The organism is Pseudomonas sp. FeN3W (assembly GCA_030263805.2).
Lineage (GTDB): Bacteria > Pseudomonadota > Gammaproteobacteria > Pseudomonadales > Pseudomonadaceae > Stutzerimonas > Stutzerimonas stutzeri_G.
On sequence record CP136010.1, the window covers coordinates 1,340,563 to 1,357,717 of the forward strand.

Here is a 17,155-nt window from a genome sequence, read left to right on the forward strand (position 1 = left end):
GGGTTTGTTCAAGCTATTTCTCCCGTTCTTTCAGTGAGACACGGCCCTGGAAGTCATAAGCCGGCTTGATGATCGGCTCTCCAATGTCGTCGGAAGCCCCCGTCAGGCACGCGCCGCCGCTCCGCGCGCCGTCATGGCCGCCAGGGCGGCGCAGCTCGCCAGCAACACGGCGCTCATGATGAACGTGCTCCGGTAGCCGCTGTGGTCGAACAGCAGGCCACCCAGGGTCGAACCCAGCGCGATGGACAACTGCACGACGGCGACGAACAGGCCACCACCCGCCTCGGCATCCCCGGGAAAGACCCTGGCGATCCAGGACCACCAGCCCACGGGCGCGGCAGTGCCGGCCAGCCCCCACAGGCCCAGCAACACGATGACGATGGCCAGCCAGCTGCCGAAGGCGATCAGCGCCAGGGCCGTCACGGCCATCAACAGCGGGATGGCGATCAGCGTCTGGTAGAAACCCCGCTGCAGGACCCGGCCGATGAGCACGGTGCCGATGAAACCCGCCGCGCCGATCACCAGCAGAATGAGCGATATCGCGCTTCCCTGTACGCCCGTGACCGTTTCCAGGAACGGCCGCACGTAGGTGAACAGCGCGAACTGCCCCATGAACAGCAGGCTGCTGGCCAGCATGCCCACGCCGACGCCAGGACGCCCGAGCAGCGTGAACACCTTGAACGCACTGGCGCTGCCCGACGCCCGCGCCGCGGCCGGCATGGGAGGCAGCGTCCTCCATTGCCAGGCCAGGGCGATCAGGGCTACCGGCACCAGGCAAAGGAAAGCGCCGCGCCAACCGATGACGGTTCCCAAGTAGGCGCCCAGCGGCGCGGCCACCACAGTGGCCAGTGCGTTGCCGCCGTTGACGATGGCCAGGGCGCGCGGCACATCGCGCGACGACACCAGGCGGATGGCCATGGCCGCCGACATCGACCAGAAACCGCCGACGACCACGCCGATCAGCGCCCGGCCCAGCATGTAGGTGAAATAGTTCGGCGCCAGCGCGACGATGGCGCCCGACACACCCATCGCCGCCGTCAGCCCGAGCAACAGCGTCTTGCGGTTCAGGTTGCCGGCCAGCGTCGAAATGAACAGGCTCGTCAGGACGGCGAATGCGCCGGAGATCGCGATGCCCTGCCCCGCCATACCTTCGCTGACCCGGAGGTCATTCGCCATGGGCGTCAGCAGGCTGACGGGCAGGAATTCCGATGCGATCAGCGCGAACGCGCAGAACGACAGGGCGAAGACGCCGCTCCAGGAGGCCGCTTGTCCGGCTTCGTATGGGGTGTCGGTGCCGGCCATGGGCGCGGCGGATGTTCGAGCGGTCATGAAAGCCTTGTCTGTGCTTCGATCCGAGAGTGAAAGGTCGTGCCTGGCCAGCTAGGGCGTGCATCGCACGAGGAACGGGAAACGAACGGAGCTGCTGCGCCGTCCAGGCGCGCAGCCGTGGCATCAGTTCCCGATTCGCTCGATCCGTAGCTGATACGGCCCGGGTCTGGCCAGGATGGACAGGCCTTCCTCCACCTTGCCCAGCGGCAACAGGCCCCGCGCATGGGGTCGGCCCTCGACGAAAATCGCCAGGTTGCCCCAGGGCGCGTAGTGGGTCAGCTCGCCGGCCACCGGCGCCATGCCGTCCGGCGCGCCTTGCGTGGACAACTTGCGCGGCAGGCTGGATACGCGCTCGATGGTGGCGTAGTCCTCCATCGTCAGCGACAGCGGCAGCAGCGTGGCGAAATCACGCGCGGTGGCATTGTCGTACAGCGTGGCGGTGGCGCTTTGGCCATCGACGATCAGGCGAATCTTCATGGGGAATTCCTTCGCGGGCGTGGCTGGCTGCGCCACCGAGTTGCCGGGTAAGCAAGCCGCCAGTCCCAGCAACGAGCTGGCGAACAGCGGCAAGGCCGAGCGACGCAACGAAGGCCAGGAGAGAGGAAAAGGCTTTTTCTTCATTGCCATGATGTCCACTGTCGCGGTGGCATCCGTTGCCACTCTGTTCCGTTCGTTTTCATGCCGGATAATGTTCCCGCAAGAATGCACCCGCAACTAGCTAATCAATCCTTAAAACGGATATAAGAACTACTAATCAATCATTCATGCGAAACTGCGCCCCATGGTCAGACGCAACCTCAACGATCTCCTCTCCTTCGTCACGGTGGCGCGTGCGGGCAGCTTCACGCGCGCCGCCGCCCAGCTGGGCGTGACGCAATCGGCGCTCAGCCAGGCGATCAGCGGCCTGGAGAAAAGGCTCCAGATCCGCCTGCTCACGCGTACCACGCGCAGCGTCTCGCCCACGGCGGCGGGCGAACGGCTGCTGCATGCGATCGGCCACCGCTTCGACGAGATCGAGGCGGAGCTGGACGTGCTGACGGAGATGCGCGACAAGCCGGCCGGGACGGTGCGGATCACCTGCGCCGATCACGTCCTGCGCACCACGCTGCTGCCGAAGCTCGCCCCCTTGCTGCACGCGTTTCCCGACATCAACGTCGAATTCGACGTCAATTACGGATTCAGGGACATCGTGGCGGATCGCTTCGACGCGGGCGTGCGCCTGGGCGACACCATCGACAAGGACATGATCGCGCTGCCCATCGGCCCCAAGCTGCGCATGGCCGCGGTCGCGTCACCCTCCTACTTCGCCCGCAACCCCATACCGAAGGCACCGGGCGACCTCATGGCGCACCGCTGCATCAACCTGCGCTTCCCCACCCATGGCGGCCTGTACGTCTGGGAATTCGAGCGCCGGGGCCGGCAGTTGAACGTCCGCGTCGATGGCCAGCTGGTCCTCAACAGCACGCCCCATATCGTGCAGGCGGCGCTCGAAGGGTTGGGCATCGCCTTCCTGCCGGAAGACGAATTCGCCCCGCATATCGAGGAAGGCCGGCTGGTGCGCGTACTGGAGGACTGGTGTGCGCCGTTCGAGGGTTACTACCTCTACTACCCGAGCCGCAAGCAGCCGTCGCCGGCCTTCTCGCTGGTCGCCGAAGCGCTGCGTGTCGCGGGGCCGGGCGGGGCGTAACGCCGCTAGCGTTCACAAGAACGGCCCGCCTGGAGGTCGCCGGCGAAACGATGGCCGGCGCCCTCACGTCGGTCGCCGGGTGGCTTGAAGGTGAGCCAGCGGGGCCTTTAACCGATGCACCGCCCTGGCGCGTGGGCGAAGTCGGCATGCTTATACCTTGAACTGCTATTTTCACGACACAGGCAGGCGCGCAAAGCCCAGCGCCATTTGACTCAGAGAAGCTGCGCCATGACGCGATTCAGCGGTGGTTGCCTGTCCGGCGACGTCCGCATCGTGGCGTCGCGCCGCCCATATCAGGTCAGCCTTGCCATTGTCTCGACTGCCGCAAGCATCACAGGGCCCTGTTCCACGCCTCGGCGATATTCCCCCTAGCGGCGGTGACGGTCACGGGCGAGGCACGCGACTATCCCGGGCGGTTCTTCTGTCCCCGCTACGGCTCGTCCGTCTTCGCGCGCCCCGCGGACGAAATCGAAGTGAGCCTGGGAGCCCTGGATGTCCCCGACCTGCTGATGCCCACCTACGAGCTCTGGACCGTCCGCCGCGAGTCCTGGTTGCCGGCGTTTCCGCTCAAGAGAGGCTATGCGCACGATCGCGACGCCAGCGGGCGCCTCGAGGAGTAGCCCGGCACCAGCGGACCGGGGCGCCGCACCTTGTCGCCTTTGCGACAGTTGCCCCACCCCACTCCGCCAGTTTGTTCGTTGCGAAACAACGAATCCCGCCTACGCGCTGAAAAAACCGTTCAAAAACAATGTATTGAAAACAGGCACGGCCCTTGCTCCAGGTATCCGCGACAGACCTCTATTCGGAGACCGAACATGGAACTGAACGTACTGGGCCAGAGCGAGGCCGGGCATGCCGCCGGGGGCGGTTGTTCAGCGGGTTCCTGTGGCAGCTCGGACGACCAGCTCGCGCACCTGCCCGAGCATATCCGCGAGAAAGTGCACAACCACCCCTGCTACTCCGAGGAGGCGCACCACTACTTCGCGCGCATGCACGTGGCGGTGGCGCCGGCCTGCAACATCCAGTGCCACTACTGCAACCGCAAGTACGACTGCGCCAACGAGTCGCGCCCCGGCGTGGTCTCCGAGCTGCTGGACCCAGTCCAGGCAGTGAAGAAGGTCAAGGCGGTGGCGGCGACCATCCCGCAGATGACGGTGCTCGGCATCGCCGGGCCGGGCGACCCGCTGGCCAACCCGCAGCGCACCTTCGAGACCTTCCGCATGCTCTCCGAGCAGGCGCCGGACATCAAGCTGTGCGTCTCCACCAACGGCCTGGCGCTGCCCGACTGCGTCGACGAGCTGGCCAAGCACAACATCGACCATGTGACCATCACCATCAACTGCGTGGACCCGGACATCGGCGCCGAGATCTATCCCTGGATCTACTGGAACAACAAACGCATCCGTGGGCGCAAGGCGGCGAAGATCCTCATCGAGCGCCAGCAGAAGGGCCTGGAGATGCTGGTCGAGCGCGGCATCCTGGTGAAGGTCAACTCGGTGCTGATCCCCGGCGTCAACGATGAACACCTGAAAGAAGTCAGCCGCATCGTCAAGGCCAAGGGCGCCTTCCTGCACAACGTCATGCCGCTGATCGCCGAGGCCGAGCACGGCACCTTCTACGGCGTGATGGGCCAGCGCAGCCCGGAGCCGGAGGAACTGCAGGACCTGCAGGACGCCTGCGCCGGCGACATGAACATGATGCGCCACTGCCGTCAGTGCCGCGCCGATGCGGTGGGCCTGCTCGGCGAGGACCGCGGCGATGAGTTCACCCTCGACAAGATCGAGACAATGGACATCGACTACGACGCGGCGATGGTCAAGCGCGCCGCCATCCATGCGGCGATCAAGGAAGAACTGGACGAGCGCGCGGCGAAGAAGGCGCGCCTGGCCACGCCACCGCTCACGGGCGTGACGGACACGCGCCATCGCCCGGTGCTGATGGCCGTCGCCACCAGCGGCGCTGGCCTGGTCAACCAGCATTTCGGCCATGCCCGCGAGTTCCTCGTCTACGAGGCCTCGCCGGCCGGAGTGCGTTTCATCGGCCATCGCAAGGTCGAGCAGTACTGCGTCGGCAACGACAGCTGCGGCGACAAGGAAAGCGCGCTGTCGGGCAGCCTCCGCGCTCTCAAGGGCTGCGAGGCGGTGCTCTGCTCGAAGATCGGCTTCGAGCCCTGGGGCGAGCTGGAGGCCGCCGGCATCCAGCCCAACGGCGAGCACGCCATGGAGCCCATCGAGGAAGCGGTGCTGGCGGTGTACCAGGAAATGATCGCCAACGGCCGTCTCGATGCGTCGGCACACGCTGCGGAGCAATGCCTGACGGCATGAGGAGGTGAAGCATGGCACTGCGAATCGTCGAATCCTGCGTCAACTGCTGGGCCTGCCTGGACGTCTGCCCGAGCGAGGCGATCAGCCCCGGCGCCACGCACTTCCGCATCAGCGCGCACAAGTGCACCGAGTGCGACGGCGACTATGCCGAGCAACAGTGCGCGAGCATCTGCCCCATCGAAGGCGCGATCCTGTTCGCCGACGGCAGCCCGGCCAACCCGGCCGGCTCGCTGACGGGCATCCCTCCGGAGCGCCTGGCCGAAGCCATGCGCGCCATCCAGGCCCGCTGAGGAGGTCCCCATGTCCTGCATCATCTTCTACGAGAAACCCGGCTGCGCCACCAACCGCCTGCAGAAGGAACTGCTGCGCTCGGCGGGCATCGAGCTGGAGGTACGCGACCTGCTGCGCGAGACCTGGACGCCGGAACGCCTGCGGCCGTTCTTCGGCGGGCTGCCGGTGGCCGAGTGGTTCAACCCGTCGGCCCCGGCGATCAAGTATGGCGAGCTCGATCCAAGCGAACTGAACGCCGAACAGGCGCTGGATCTGATGGTGGCCCAGCCGCTGCTGATCCGCCGCCCGCTGATCCGCTGCGGCATGCACTACATGGTCGACTTCGACCTGGTGGGCATCAACGCCTGGTTGCCGTGCCACGGCCGCCTGCCGGCGCTGGCGCCGAACATCAGCGGCTGTTCGCTGGGCACCAGCTCGGCGCTCGGCTGCCGCCCCGCCGCGAGCGCCTCGCAATGAGCCAGGTAGCGCTGCGTCTGCAGGTCGAGGCCGAAGCCAATACGACCTGGCTGGCACAGATCGTCCGGGCCCAGCGCGATGGCCGCAGCTGCCTGCCGAAGCACCTCGGGCTCGACGCCGCGCAATATGCCGGGCTGCTGGCGCGCCATGGCCTGCAGCCGGCGGTCCGCAGAGCCAACTACCGCCTGCTCGACGAACGCGATGCCCTGCGCGAGGAACTGCTGGCACTGCGCCAGGAGGAATGGCAGGCACTGCACGACCTGCTGCTGGCCGGGCAGGACGACCTCGGCGAGCCGGCGCTGGCCGCCATCGTCGCCGCCGCCTGCCTCGGCAGCGAGCACCTGTGGCGCGACCTGGGCCTCGACTCCCGGGCGCAGCTGCGCGCCCTGCTGATGTACAACTTCCCGCACCTGGCCCGGCGCAACACCCAGGACATGCGCTGGAAGAAATTCTTCTACAAACAACTATGCGAACAGGGCGGCGGTTACGTCTGCCGCGCCCCCTCTTGCGATACCTGCCCGACCTACCACGATTGTTTTGGAGAAGAGCAATGAGCGATTACCAACGCATCAGCGTCGAGCAGGCCCAACGGCTGCTGGCGACCGAAAACACCATGCTGCTGGACATGCGCGATGCCCGCGCCTACTGCCAGGGCCACGACCCGCGCGCCACCCGCCTCAGCGAGCTGAACCTGCGCACCCTGCTCAAAAGCACGCCGCCCCATGTTCACCTGATCATCTGCTGCGAACGCGGCCATGCCAGCCGCGACATGGCACAGCTGTTCAGCGACTTCGGCTTCGTCAACTGCTACAGCCTGGATGGCGGCTACCAGGCCTGGAAGGCCCGCCCGCAACGGGCCCGGCCCAACCCAGGCGTCCACGGCGCCCACTACGCACTGGCAATGGAGTGAACACATGCAGGTTCTCGATACCGAAGCCCGTATTCGCCAGCAGCTTGCCGAGCATCCGGTGCTGCTCTACATGAAGGGCACGCCGGACGCCCCGGAGTGCGGCTTCTCCCGCGCCGCGGTGGCGGCGCTGAAGAACAGCGGCCGGCCGTTCGCCACGGTCAACGTGCTGCTGGCGCCGCACATCCGCGAGAAGCTGCCAAAGATCTCGCAGTGGCCGACCTACCCGCAGCTGTTCCTGCGCGGCGAGCTGGTCGGCGGCTGCGACATCATCCTCGGCCTGGAAGCCGACGGCAGCCTGGCGGCGCAACTCGATGCCGCCCTCGCGCCGGAAACCTAAGGTGGGGCGAGCATAGGCTGAGCGTGCCGAGGCGAAGATGGTCTTCGGGGCTTCGAAAAGACCGATGACGTGACGAATCCGTGGCCTGACACCACGCTCGTTGGGCTTCGCTGCGCTCAACCCAACCTACGACCCTGGGTAGGTTGGGTCGAGGAGCGCAGCGACGAAGCCCAACATGCTCCCCCAACGTCACGACCATAGGCGACGGCGAGCAAACAATGGCGCGGCGGGCGTGTTTCCGATGCTCCGTATGTTGGGCTTCGCTGCGCTCAACCCAACCTACGACCCTGGGTAGGTTGGGTTGAGGAGCGCAGCGACGAAGCCCAACAATGCCCCCAACGTCACGACCATAGGCGACGGCGAGCAAAACAATGGCGCGGCGGGCGTGTTTCCCGAGTTCCGTATGTTGGGCTTCGCTGCGCTCAACCCAACCTACAGCCCCAGATCGTAGGTTGGGTTGAGGAGCGCAGCGACGAAGCCCAACAATGCTCCCCAACGTCTCAACCATAGGCGACGGCGAGCAAACAATGGCGCGGCGGGCGTGTTTCCCGATGCTCCGTATGTTGGGCTTCGCTGCGCTCGACCCAGCCTACGACCCTGGGTAGGTTGGGTTGAGGAGCGCAGCGACGAAGCCCAACAACGCTCCCCAACGTCACGACCATAGGCGACGGCGAGCAAACAATGGCGCGGCGGGCGTGTTTCCCGATGCTCCGTATGTTGGGCTTCGCTGCGCTCAACCCAACCTACAGCCCCAGATCGTAGGTTGGGTTGAGGAGCGCAGCGACGAAGCCCAACAATGCCCCCCAACGTCACGACCATAGGCGACGGCGAGCAAAGCAATGGCGCGGCGGGCGCGTTTCCCGATGTTCCGTAGGTTGGGTTGAGGAGCGCAGCGACGAAGCCCAACAACGCTCCCCAACGTCTCGCCCATAGGCGACGGCGAGCAAACAATGGCGCGGCGGGCGTGTTTCCCGATGCTCCGTATGTTGGGCTTCGCTACGCTCAACCCAACCTACGACCCCAGTTGCAATGCCAGGCCCACCAGCACCGCGCATTCCACCAGTTCGAGCAGGGCGCCGGCGGTGTCGCCGGTGGTGCCGCCGAGGCGGCGGAGCACGGCGCGGCGCGCGAGGAGGAATGTCGCCGCGGCCATCAGCAGGGCGATCAGCCCGGCCATGCCGAACGGCAGGCAGCTCAGGACGACCGCGGCCAGCACCCCGCGCGCCCAGGGTCGCGGCAGATTCGCCGCCAGCGCCTGGCCGAGGCCATTGGGCCGTACGTAGACCGTGGTCAGGAATAGCGCCAGCAGCGCCGCACGCCCCAGCACGGGCACCAGCAGCAGGGCCACGTATTGCTGGGCCTGCAGCAGCGCCAGCAACGCGGCGAACTTGAGCAGCAGCACCAGTACCAGCACCACCACGGCGACAGGACCGCTGCGCGGGTCCTTCATGATCGTCAGGGTGCGTTCGCGGTCGCCGAAACCGCCGAGCCAGGCATCGGCGCTGTCGGCCAGGCCATCGAGGTGCAGGGCGCCGGTCAGCGCGACCCAGAGGGTGAGCAGCAAGGCCGCCTGTAACAACGGCGGCGTCCCATCCAGCACAAACGTGGCCAGACAGAGCAGCCCCCCCAGCAGCAAACCCACCAGCGGGTAATACAGCAACGAGCGCCCCTGCTGCTCCGGCGTGGGCATGGCGGGCAGGCGGACCGGCAGGCTGGTGAGAAATTGCAGGGCGATCAGTAGCGGCAGCATCGGCAGGTCCTATTCCTCGACGGCGACCGGTTCGCCCGCCGGACAAGCGTCCAGCGGCAGCAGTTCGCCGTGGGCCACCACAACCTCCAGCAGCCGCTCCCTTGGCAAGCCCCGCGCACGCGCCAGCAGCAGACGCATGACGCCGGCATGACAGATGACCAACAACCGCTGGCCGGCAAAGCGCTGCCGAAGGCAGTCGATGGCAGCCAGCACACGCGCCTCGAACTGCACCAGCGGTTCTCCACCAGGTGGTGAAAAACCGTAGGGATCGGCCCAGAACAGGCCGAGCGCCTCGGCACTGTCCTGCATCAGATCGGCGGCGCTACGGCCTTCCCAGTCGCCAAAATGCAGCTCGCGCAGGTCCGATTCCAGCTGCAGCGGCAGGCCGTGCTGTGCGGCGAGCTCCCGCGCGAAGGCGGCACAGCGCTGCAGCGGCGAGCTGACCAGCACGTCCCAGGGACCGGCGCCAGCAACCGCATCGCGCATCTGCTGCCAGCCACGCTCAGTCAGCGCATCGTCGAGGCTGCCGCGAAAACCGCCGCCCTGCTCGGTCTCACCATGGCGCAGCAGATCGATGCTCGTGATCATGCCGTTCGGTCCGAAACTGCGGCTTCGGCGAACGTCGCCATTTCGTTGTGCAGCGCACACGCCTGCTGCAACAACGGCACCGCCAGCGCAGCGCCGCTGCCTTCCCCCAGGCGCAGGCCGAGATCGAGCAGCGGCACGGCACCGAGCGCTTCCAGGACGGCCAGGTGCCCCGGCTCGGCAGAGCGATGGGCGAACATCAGCCACGGCCGACAGGCCGGATTCAGCCGCACCGCACAAAGTGCGGCAACGCTGCAGATAAAACCGTCGACCAGTACTGCAATGCCCAGCTGCGCACAGCGCAGATAGGCACCTGCCAAGGCCGCAATCTCGAATCCGCCTAGACGGCGCAAGGCTTCCAGCGGCTCACCACAGTGTGCGGCATGCAACCGGACCGCACTCTGGATCACCTGAACCTTGTGTCGAACACCGGCCAGATCGAGCCCGGTGCCCGGCCCGACCAGCGTCAACGGCGAGCGCGGCAGCAGCACGGCAGCCAGGGCACTGGCGCTGGTGGTGTTGCCGATGCCCATTTCGCCACCGATGAACAGCTGGGCAGAACCTTCGGCGGCCCGCTGCGCGCTGTCGCGGCCGACCAGCAGAGCCTGACGCAACTGTTCGTCAGTCATCGCCGCTTCGCGCGCCAGGTTCGCCGTGCCAGGACCAAGCCGCAAATGGCTTACGCCATCCAGATGCAGCGGCTCCACCGTGCCCAGGTCGATCACTTCCAGCGGCGCGCCCAGCCGCTTCGACAACACGCTCAGTGCAGCACCGCCGCCGACGAAATTGCGCAGCATCTGCCCCGTCACCGCTTGCGGATACGCCGAAACGCCCTCCACCACCACGCCATGGTCGCCGGCGAACACGCTGACATGCAGGCACTCGACCTGCGGCCGCTGGCTGCCCTGCATGGCTGCCAGCGCCACCGCCAGGGCTTCGAGCTGGCCGAGCGCGCCGCGTGGCTTGGTCAACTGGTCCTGTCGCGCCAATGCCTGGGCGCGAACGGTTTCGTCCAACGCTCGACAAGTCTCGTTCCACCAATCATGCATCAATGCGCTTCCTTCAATGTCATGGGTAACCCGGCGACCATGAAGGTCACCCGCTGCGCCCGTTCCGCCACGGCCTGGTGCAGCCAGCCGGCCTCGTCGACATAACGACGGGTCAGCTCACCCAGCGGCACCACGCCGAGGCCGGTCTCGTTGCTGACCAGCAGGATTCGGCCCGGCAACCCGTCCAGGCATTCGAGCAGGGCATCGCGTTCCTCGGCGAGGTGCGCCGCGTCATCCAGCATCAGCAGATTGGTGAGCCAGAGGGTCAGGCAGTCGACCAGCAGGCAGCGATCAGCGGCAGCCTGCTCGCGCAGCACCCGCGCCAATTGCAGGGGTTCTTCGACCAGTGCCCAGTGCGCCGGGCGCCTCTCACGGTGATGGGCGATGCGCTCGGTCATCTCGCCGTCCAGCGCCTGGCTGGTGGCGATATAGCTGACCGCCAGGCCGCTGTCGGCAGCCAGACGCTCGGCGAAGCGGCTCTTGCCCGAGCGGGCCCCGCCAAGGATCAGTTCCAGCATGCTCAGTCTTCCAGCCCGCAGAGCGCGCGTAACCGCGCGGTATCCAGATGTGTCTCGGCCAGGTCGGCGAGGCGCTCGATGTCGCGCTCGCGCAAGCCGTGGTAATCGACGGATTGCACCGCATCCAGGCCCGCCCAGCGCAGCAGCGCGGCACAGGCCTCGGGGCCTTCGAACACGCCGTGCAGATAGGTGCCGAGGATCTGGCCGTCGACGCTGATGGCGCCATCGCCGCGCCCGTCATCAAGCTGCACCGCTGGCTGCTCGAGGGCCGGGCCACTGCCAACACCGGCATGAATCTCGTAGCCGCTTACCGGCACGCCTTCCGGCAGCAACCGGCCCTGCACGTTACGCAGCTGCTTGTCGGCTTCGAGTACGGTGGCGAAGTCCAGCAGACCAAGCCCGGTGCTTTCGCCCGCTGCGCCTTCCAGCCCGAGCGGATCGGCAATGCGCGTGCCGAGCATCTGCAGGCCGCCGCAGATACCCAGCAATTTGCCGCCGTAGCGCAGGTGCTTCCGGATCGCCGCTTCCCAGCCATTGGCACGCAGCCAGGCAAGGTCGGCGCGAACGCTTTTCGAGCCGGGCAGGATGATCAGATCGGCAGCCGGGATCGCTTGCCCGGCACCGACGAATTGCAGATCGACCTGCGGGTGCAGGCGCAACGGGTCGAAATCGGTGTGATTGCTGATGCGCGAAAGCACCGGCACCACCACCTTCAGCGCCTCGCCAACCTTGCCGGACTGGCGCACGTCGATGGCGTCCTCGGCCTCCAGATGGAAATCCATCAGGTATGGAAGCACGCCCAGCACCGGCTTGCCGGTGCATCGTTCCAGCCAGTCGAGGCCGGGCTGCAACAGGGCGATATCGCCACGGAAGCGGTTGATGACGAAGCCCTGAACCCGCGCCTGCTCGCTTGCCGAGAGCAATGCCAGAGTGCCGACCAGATGGGCGAACACCCCACCCTTGTCGATATCGGCGATCAGGATCACCGGGCAGTCCACCGCCTCGGCAAAGCCCATGTTGGCGATATCGCCGGCGCGCAGATTGATCTCCGCAGGCGAACCGGCGCCCTCGACCATCACCACGCGATAAGCCGCGGACAGCCGGCGGTGCGAGTCGAGCACCGCCTGCAGCGCCACGCGCTTGTAGTCGTGGTAGGCCGCGGCATCCATGCTGGTCACGGCGCGGCCGTGGATGATCACCTGAGCACCGATGTCGCTGTTGGGCTTCAAGAGCACCGGGTTCATGTCGGTGTGCGGCGCGAGGTTCGCCGCCTGCGCCTGTACGGCCTGAGCCCTGCCGATTTCACCGCCATCCGCGGTTACCGCGCTGTTGAGCGCCATGTTCTGCGGCTTGAACGGCACGACGGCAACGTCCTGGCGCACCAGCCAGCGGCACAGCGCAGTCACCAGCGTGCTCTTGCCGGCATCCGAGGTGGTGCCCTGCACCATCAGCGTGGTCATGGATGTTGCTCCCTGAAGGATCGCAGCGCCTGATCCAGGCGCGCCCAGCCGACATCGGTCGGCAAACCGAAGCGAACGCTGGAAGGCTGAGCGAAAAGCCGGGTGAGAATGCCGCGACGGGCGAGAAAGTCATGCAAGAGCGCGGCGTCGGCGCTGACCCACCATTGGAACAGTGCGCAGCCGCCCAGCGGCACAAGGTCATAGCGTCGCAGCAGATCAACCAGACGCTGGCCGTCGCAGTGCAGGCATTCGCGCTGGCGCTGTTGCGCGGGCTGATCGGCCAGCAACTCGACAGCGAGCTGCCGTGTCGGGCCATTCACCGTCCAGGGTCCGAGCAGCCTGGCGAGCGAACGCAGCAGGCCGGCATGGGCCAGCACGAAGCCCAGTCGCGCGCCGGCCAGGCCAAAGAACTTGCCGAACGAGCGCAGCACGACCAGCCCCGGCAGGTGGCTGTGCACGGCCAGGCTGTGCTCGGGCGTGCAATCCATGAATGCCTCGTCCACCACCAGCCAGCCGCCGTAGGCCGCCAGCTCGCTGCGCCATTCCAGCAGGCGCTGCGGCGCGATCAGCTGGCCGGTGGGATTGTTCGGGTTGACCACCACCAGCACGTCGAGCTGCTCCAGCGCACGCGGCACGCTGGCTTCGCAGAGTTCGACGACCCGATGGCCGACGCGGCGCCAGGCCTCGGCGTGCTCGGCATAACAGGGCGACACGATGCCGACCCGCGCCAACCCGCGAAGGCGCGGCAAGGCCTGGATCGCACTCTGCGAACCGGCCACCGGCAACACCGCGCGCGCGTCGTAGTACTGCCGCGCCGCCGCTTCCAGGCCATCATCGGGCTCCGGCAGACGTGTCCAGGCGTAGCTGGAAATGCTCGGCAACGGCGGATGATACGGCGCGATACCGGTAGACAGGTCGAGCCAATCCGAGAGCGGAATGCCGTAGCGCTGTGCGGCTGCGCGCAGACGTCCACCGTGCTCAAGCATAGAGCCAGCCACCGAACAGTAGCGCCAGCAGCCAGACGCCGACGCCACCCCAGACCAGGTCCAGCGCATGCTCGATATGCCGCGCCTGCGGGGCCTTGCCGCGCCCCAGCTCGGGCCGCGCATGCACCTCACCGTGATAAATGGCGGAGCCGCCCAACACCACGCCCAACGCTCCGGCGCCGGATGCCATCACCGGACCGGCGTTGGGGCTATCCCACAGCGGCGCCTGGACGCGCCAGCAACGCAGCGCGCGGCGGGTGCGCCCGAGCAAGGCATAGGTCAGCGCGACCAGCCGTGCCGGCAGGTAGTTGAGCGCGTCGTCGATGCGCGCCGCGGCCCAGCCGAAGCGCTCGAAACGCGCGTTGCGATAGCCCCACATGGCGTCCAACGTGTTGCTCAGGCGATACAGCACCACACCCGGCGCGCCCGCGACGATGAACCAGAACAGCGCGGCGAACACCGCGTCGCTGCCGTTCTCCAGCACCGACTCGGTAGCCGCGCGGGCCACGCCCTCCTCGTCCAGTTGCGTGGTGTCGCGGCTGACGATCCAGCCGACGCGGCGACGTGCCTCTGGCAGATCGTGCCGCCACAGTGCCTGCGCCACCGGCAGCGCATGCTCGCCCAGGCTGCGCAGGCCCAGGGCCAGATAGAGCAGCACGATCTCCACCAGCCAGCCGACGCTGGGCAACAGGCTGAGCAGCCAGGCGAGCACGGTCAGGGGCAGCACCGCCAGGCACCATGCGGTCACCCCGTGGCTGCGCCAGCCGCGCGCCGCAGCCCCGTTCAGATACTGCTCCAGGCGATCGGCCAGGCGTCCGAAGGCCACCAGTGGATGTGCCCGCTTCGGCTCGCCGAGCAGCGCATCCAGCAGCAGCGCTGCGCTGACGGTGAGGAACAGACTCACTTGGCCCTCTGCGCGCAGGCACTGATCAGCGCATGCAGCTGGCGTACGCCGCCGGTCAGCACCGCCGGGCCGGGGTTGAGGATGTCCGCCGACTTGATCTCGTGCAGCTGGCCCGTGCGCACCGCCAGAATCGCCTGCCAGCCTGGCCGTGCTACCACCTGCTCCGGGCGGAGACGGCGCCCGCACCAGGAACCGACGATCAGCTCCGGCGCGCGGCGCACCACTTCCTGCGGGTCCTCGATGATGCGTTGCTTGGCGCGCTTGAATGACGCCAGCTCGGCGAGCATGTCGCCCTGCAGGTTGCTGTAGCCGAGCACCAAGTCCGGCTCGAGGGCCAAAATCTGCTCGTGCTTGACGCTGGTGAGGCCGCTGACCTTGGGCTTCTCCTTGCGCGCCTGCGGTGGGCGCACGGTGAAACCGGAGATGCCGACGATGCGCGCCTGCTCGCCCAGCAGGTAAAGCGTTTCGCAGGTCTCGGTGGACAGGCAGACGATGCGCTGCGGCCCCTTGCTCATTTCGCCTCCCAGGCATTCTCGAAAACCAGTTCGTGCAGCGGTCGCGGCGTGGTCCAGCCTTCCAGTGCCAGCATCGGTGCCGGATAGAACTCCTGCACCGGCCCGAGGCAGAGGATCGCCACCGGCTTGGCACCGCCCGGCATGCCGAGCAAGGCGGCCAGCGCGTCGGGATCGAACAGTGACACCCAGCCCATCCCCAGGCCTTCCGCTCGTGCCGCGAGCCAGAGATTCTGGATCGCGCAGGCCAGCGAAGCGAGATCCATCTCCGGCAGCGTGCGGCGGCCGAAGATATGTTGTTCGCGGCCATCCATCAACGCGGCGACCAGCAGTTCGGCGCAATCCTCGATGCCCTCGACCTTGAGCCGCATGAACTCGGCGGAACGCTCGCCGAGCGCCTGAGCCGTGCGCTGGCGCTCCTCACCGACCAGATCGGCGATGGCCGTGCGCAACTCGGGGCGGGTGATGCGGACAAAGCGCCACGGCTGCATCAGGCCGACGCTGGGTGCCTGATGCGCAGCGTTGAGCAGTCTCGACAACAGCTCCGGCGCTACCTCGCCGCCGGCGAAATGGCGCATGTCGCGGCGCTCGCCAATGGCCCGATAGACCGCCGCGCGCTCCTGCGGGCTGAAGGCATGCGCGCTCATGGCCGGAACAGCGCCGCGGCGGCTGCCGGATCGGACGGCAGGTACAGGTGGATATAGGACGCCGTCAGCCGCCCCCGGCGGTAGACCGCTTCGGCGGTGCGCTTGTAGTTCGGGCATTCGCCGCGAGCCAGCGGCTCGAGGGGCGACTCCAGCGCCGAATGATGGAAGGTGTGGCCGCGCAGCCGCCCTTCCGGCAGCTCCACTTCCTGCAGCGCCAGCGCGGTCAGGCGCTTGTGCATGCGCGCCTCGCCGGGCAGCAGGCCGAGCATCTGCGCGCGCTCGTCGCCACGGTCGGTCAGCCCGTCGAGCAGGTAGAGCATGCCGCCGCACTCGGCGAGGATCGGCTTGCCCGACTCATGATGCGCACGGATCGCCTCGGCCATTGGCCCATTGCGCGATAATGCGCGCAGATGCAGCTCGGGATAGCCGCCGGGCAGGTACAGGCTGTCCACGGCCGGCAAGCGGGCGAAGCGCAGCGGTGAGAAAAACAGCAACTCGGCGCCCAACGCCTGCAGCAAGTCGAGATTGGCCTGGTAGAGAAAGGCAAAGGCCGCATCGCGTGCAACGCCGATGCGCACACCCGCCAGCAGCGGTTCGAGCGGCGTACTGGCCGGCGCGGCGAAAGTGACCGGGGCAGGCAACTCGGTGTCCGCACTGACTGCCAGGGCATCTGCCGCGGCATCCAGACGGGCGTCCAGATCAGCCAGCTCCTCGGCCTGCACCAGCCCCAGGTGCCGGCTTGGCAGTTCCACCTCGGCACTGCGCGGCAAGGCGCCGTACCAGCGGATCGACTCCGGCAGGCTGTCGCGCAGAATCTCGCCATGCCGGGCGCTGCCGACCCGATTGGCCAGCACGCCATCGAACGGCAGGTCCGGCTGGAAGCTGCTCAGCCCGTGCGCCATGGCGCCGAAGGTCTGCGCCATGGCCGAGCCATCGATGACCGCCAGCACCGGCACGCCGAAGCGCCGCGCCAGATCAGCCGCCGAGGGCGAACCATCGAACAGGCCCATCACCCCTTCGATCAGGATCAGGTCGGCCTCGCCCGCCGCTTCCCAGAGCAGGCGCCGCGACTCCTCTTCGCCGACCATCCACAGATCGAGCTGATAGACCGGCTTGCCGCTGGCACGGGCGAGGATCATCGGGTCGAGGAAGTCCGGCCCGCATTTGAACACCCGCACGCTCTTACCCTGCCGCGCATGCAGCCGCGCCAGAGCGGCAGTGACGGTGGTCTTGCCCTGGCCGGAAGCAGGTGCGGCGATCAACAGCGCCGGGCAGTTTCTACTGGTCATCGCGGTCTCTCATCAGCATCGTAGGTTGGATGGCGCTTCACCCATCCACCGACCACTCCGGTGGTGGATGAAACAGACGTCATCCACCCTATGCAACGGTCCGTGAATGTCTTGAGCGCTG

Annotated in this window: 20 protein-coding genes and 1 pseudogene; 9 read left to right on the plus strand and 12 right to left on the minus strand. The window is 67.2% G+C overall.

The window, feature by feature from the left end:
- Positions 1–102: 102 nt before the first annotated feature.
- The gene (locus P5704_006185; GenBank protein ID WOF80072.1) at positions 103–1,302 is read right to left on the minus strand and encodes an MFS transporter; all 1,200 of its coding nucleotides are present in this window, start codon (positions 1,300–1,302) and stop codon (positions 103–105) included.
- A gap of 150 nt (positions 1,303–1,452) precedes the next feature.
- A complete protein-coding gene (locus P5704_006190; GenBank protein WOF80073.1) occupies positions 1,453–1,806 on the minus strand; it encodes a cyclophilin-like fold protein in 354 nt (117 codons plus the stop codon).
- On the opposite strand from P5704_006190, the gene P5704_006195 reads away from it, so the two are divergent.
- The 9 genes and pseudogenes from P5704_006195 to grxD all read left to right on the plus strand — a co-directional run bounded on the left by P5704_006195 (position 1,805) and on the right by grxD (position 7,334).
- The gene (locus tag P5704_006195) at positions 1,805–2,047 is read left to right on the plus strand and encodes a hypothetical protein (GenBank protein WOF80074.1); all 243 of its coding nucleotides are present in this window, start codon (positions 1,805–1,807) and stop codon (positions 2,045–2,047) included. The genes P5704_006190 and P5704_006195 overlap by 2 nt on opposite strands.
- A gap of 63 nt (positions 2,048–2,110) precedes the next feature.
- A complete protein-coding gene (locus tag P5704_006200; GenBank protein WOF80075.1) occupies positions 2,111–3,016 on the plus strand; it encodes a LysR family transcriptional regulator in 906 nt (301 codons plus the stop codon).
- A 228-nt stretch (positions 3,017–3,244) separates the two neighbouring features.
- A pseudogene (locus P5704_006205) lies at positions 3,245–3,636 on the plus strand (GFA family protein).
- A gap of 195 nt (positions 3,637–3,831) precedes the next feature.
- On the plus strand, positions 3,832–5,340 hold the full coding sequence (gene nifB, locus P5704_006210; protein ID WOF80076.1) for a nitrogenase cofactor biosynthesis protein NifB: 1,509 nt from the start codon (positions 3,832–3,834) through the stop codon (positions 5,338–5,340).
- A gap of 11 nt (positions 5,341–5,351) precedes the next feature.
- On the plus strand, positions 5,352–5,630 hold the full coding sequence (locus P5704_006215) for a 4Fe-4S binding protein (protein WOF80077.1): 279 nt from the start codon (positions 5,352–5,354) through the stop codon (positions 5,628–5,630).
- Positions 5,631–5,640: 10 nt separating this feature from the next.
- Positions 5,641–6,087, plus strand: a complete 447-nt coding sequence (locus P5704_006220) for an ArsC/Spx/MgsR family protein (GenBank protein WOF80078.1) — start codon at positions 5,641–5,643, stop codon at positions 6,085–6,087.
- Positions 6,084–6,641: a nitrogen fixation protein NifQ gene (locus P5704_006225; GenBank protein ID WOF80079.1), complete on the plus strand. Its 558-nt coding sequence runs from the start codon at positions 6,084–6,086 to the stop codon at positions 6,639–6,641. Before P5704_006220 ends, P5704_006225 begins: the two co-directional genes overlap by 4 nt.
- Positions 6,638–6,997 carry a thiosulfate sulfurtransferase GlpE gene (locus P5704_006230; protein ID WOF80080.1) on the plus strand — a complete coding sequence of 120 codons (360 nt, stop codon included), beginning with the start codon at positions 6,638–6,640 and terminating at the stop codon, positions 6,995–6,997. The genes P5704_006225 and P5704_006230 overlap by 4 nt, the downstream gene beginning before the upstream one ends.
- 4 nt (positions 6,998–7,001) lie before the next feature.
- Positions 7,002–7,334, plus strand: a complete 333-nt coding sequence (grxD, locus tag P5704_006235) for a Grx4 family monothiol glutaredoxin (GenBank protein ID WOF80081.1) — start codon at positions 7,002–7,004, stop codon at positions 7,332–7,334.
- A gap of 1,012 nt (positions 7,335–8,346) precedes the next feature.
- Here grxD and P5704_006240 read toward each other — a convergent pair.
- Genes P5704_006240 through P5704_006285 form a run of 10 tightly spaced genes read right to left on the minus strand, consistent with a single transcriptional unit; the run spans position 8,347 to position 17,034 of the window.
- Positions 8,347–9,084, minus strand: a complete 738-nt coding sequence (locus tag P5704_006240; GenBank protein ID WOF80082.1) for an adenosylcobinamide-GDP ribazoletransferase — start codon at positions 9,082–9,084, stop codon at positions 8,347–8,349.
- A 9-nt stretch (positions 9,085–9,093) separates the two neighbouring features.
- Positions 9,094–9,672 (minus strand): alpha-ribazole phosphatase family protein, encoded by a 579-nt coding sequence (cobC, locus tag P5704_006245; protein ID WOF80083.1) that lies wholly within the window; start codon positions 9,670–9,672, stop codon positions 9,094–9,096.
- A complete protein-coding gene (cobT, locus tag P5704_006250) occupies positions 9,669–10,718 on the minus strand; it encodes a nicotinate-nucleotide--dimethylbenzimidazole phosphoribosyltransferase (GenBank protein ID WOF80084.1) in 1,050 nt (349 codons plus the stop codon). The genes cobC and cobT overlap by 4 nt, the downstream gene beginning before the upstream one ends.
- A complete protein-coding gene (cobU, locus tag P5704_006255) occupies positions 10,718–11,236 on the minus strand; it encodes a bifunctional adenosylcobinamide kinase/adenosylcobinamide-phosphate guanylyltransferase (protein WOF80085.1) in 519 nt (172 codons plus the stop codon). Before cobU ends, cobT begins: the two co-directional genes overlap by 1 nt.
- Before the next feature lie 2 nt (positions 11,237–11,238).
- Positions 11,239–12,696, minus strand: coding sequence for a cobyric acid synthase (locus tag P5704_006260; GenBank protein ID WOF80086.1), 1,458 nt, complete (start codon positions 12,694–12,696; stop codon positions 11,239–11,241).
- Positions 12,693–13,682 carry a threonine-phosphate decarboxylase CobD gene (cobD, locus tag P5704_006265; GenBank protein WOF80087.1) on the minus strand — a complete coding sequence of 330 codons (990 nt, stop codon included), beginning with the start codon at positions 13,680–13,682 and terminating at the stop codon, positions 12,693–12,695. Before cobD ends, P5704_006260 begins: the two co-directional genes overlap by 4 nt.
- Entirely contained in the window at positions 13,675–14,586 is a 912-nt protein-coding gene (gene cbiB, locus P5704_006270) for an adenosylcobinamide-phosphate synthase CbiB (GenBank protein ID WOF80088.1), read from the minus strand. The genes cobD and cbiB overlap by 8 nt, the downstream gene beginning before the upstream one ends.
- Complete coding sequence (locus tag P5704_006275) at positions 14,583–15,101, minus strand: ABC transporter substrate-binding protein (GenBank protein ID WOF80089.1); 519 nt, start codon at positions 15,099–15,101, stop codon at positions 14,583–14,585. The genes cbiB and P5704_006275 overlap by 4 nt, the downstream gene beginning before the upstream one ends.
- Positions 15,098–15,745 carry a 5,6-dimethylbenzimidazole synthase gene (gene bluB, locus P5704_006280; GenBank protein WOF80090.1) on the minus strand — a complete coding sequence of 216 codons (648 nt, stop codon included), beginning with the start codon at positions 15,743–15,745 and terminating at the stop codon, positions 15,098–15,100. The genes P5704_006275 and bluB overlap by 4 nt, the downstream gene beginning before the upstream one ends.
- Positions 15,742–17,034, minus strand: a complete 1,293-nt coding sequence (locus P5704_006285; GenBank protein WOF80091.1) for a cobyrinate a,c-diamide synthase — start codon at positions 17,032–17,034, stop codon at positions 15,742–15,744. The genes bluB and P5704_006285 overlap by 4 nt, the downstream gene beginning before the upstream one ends.
- Positions 17,035–17,155 lie beyond the last annotated feature (121 nt).

Excerpts from the sequence above, each read along its gene's own strand:
- P5704_006240 (WOF80082.1), bottom strand. The coding sequence starts at position 9,084 with ATGCTGCCGCTACTGATCGCCCTGCAATTTCTCACCAGCCTGCCGGTC.
- P5704_006225 (WOF80079.1), top strand. The coding sequence starts at position 6,084 with ATGAGCCAGGTAGCGCTGCGTCTGCAGGTCGAGGCCGAAGCCAATACG.
- P5704_006260 (WOF80086.1), bottom strand. The coding sequence starts at position 12,696 with ATGACCACGCTGATGGTGCAGGGCACCACCTCGGATGCCGGCAAGAGC.
- cobD (WOF80087.1), bottom strand. The coding sequence starts at position 13,682 with ATGCTTGAGCACGGTGGACGTCTGCGCGCAGCCGCACAGCGCTACGGC.
- grxD (WOF80081.1), top strand. The coding sequence starts at position 7,002 with ATGCAGGTTCTCGATACCGAAGCCCGTATTCGCCAGCAGCTTGCCGAG.
- P5704_006200 (WOF80075.1), top strand. The coding sequence starts at position 2,111 with ATGGTCAGACGCAACCTCAACGATCTCCTCTCCTTCGTCACGGTGGCG.
- P5704_006195 (WOF80074.1), top strand. The coding sequence starts at position 1,805 with ATGGGGAATTCCTTCGCGGGCGTGGCTGGCTGCGCCACCGAGTTGCCG.
- cobU (WOF80085.1), bottom strand. The coding sequence starts at position 11,236 with ATGCTGGAACTGATCCTTGGCGGGGCCCGCTCGGGCAAGAGCCGCTTC.
- P5704_006185 (WOF80072.1), bottom strand. The coding sequence starts at position 1,302 with ATGGCCGGCACCGACACCCCATACGAAGCCGGACAAGCGGCCTCCTGG.
- P5704_006230 (WOF80080.1), top strand. The coding sequence starts at position 6,638 with ATGAGCGATTACCAACGCATCAGCGTCGAGCAGGCCCAACGGCTGCTG.
- P5704_006215 (WOF80077.1), top strand. The coding sequence starts at position 5,352 with ATGGCACTGCGAATCGTCGAATCCTGCGTCAACTGCTGGGCCTGCCTG.
- P5704_006275 (WOF80089.1), bottom strand. The coding sequence starts at position 15,101 with ATGAGCAAGGGGCCGCAGCGCATCGTCTGCCTGTCCACCGAGACCTGC.
- P5704_006190 (WOF80073.1), bottom strand. The coding sequence starts at position 1,806 with ATGAAGATTCGCCTGATCGTCGATGGCCAAAGCGCCACCGCCACGCTG.
- P5704_006285 (WOF80091.1), bottom strand. The coding sequence starts at position 17,034 with ATGACCAGTAGAAACTGCCCGGCGCTGTTGATCGCCGCACCTGCTTCC.
- P5704_006220 (WOF80078.1), top strand. The coding sequence starts at position 5,641 with ATGTCCTGCATCATCTTCTACGAGAAACCCGGCTGCGCCACCAACCGC.
- bluB (WOF80090.1), bottom strand. The coding sequence starts at position 15,745 with ATGAGCGCGCATGCCTTCAGCCCGCAGGAGCGCGCGGCGGTCTATCGG.
- cobC (WOF80083.1), bottom strand. The coding sequence starts at position 9,672 with ATGATCACGAGCATCGATCTGCTGCGCCATGGTGAGACCGAGCAGGGC.
- cobT (WOF80084.1), bottom strand. The coding sequence starts at position 10,718 with ATGCATGATTGGTGGAACGAGACTTGTCGAGCGTTGGACGAAACCGTT.
- nifB (WOF80076.1), top strand. The coding sequence starts at position 3,832 with ATGGAACTGAACGTACTGGGCCAGAGCGAGGCCGGGCATGCCGCCGGG.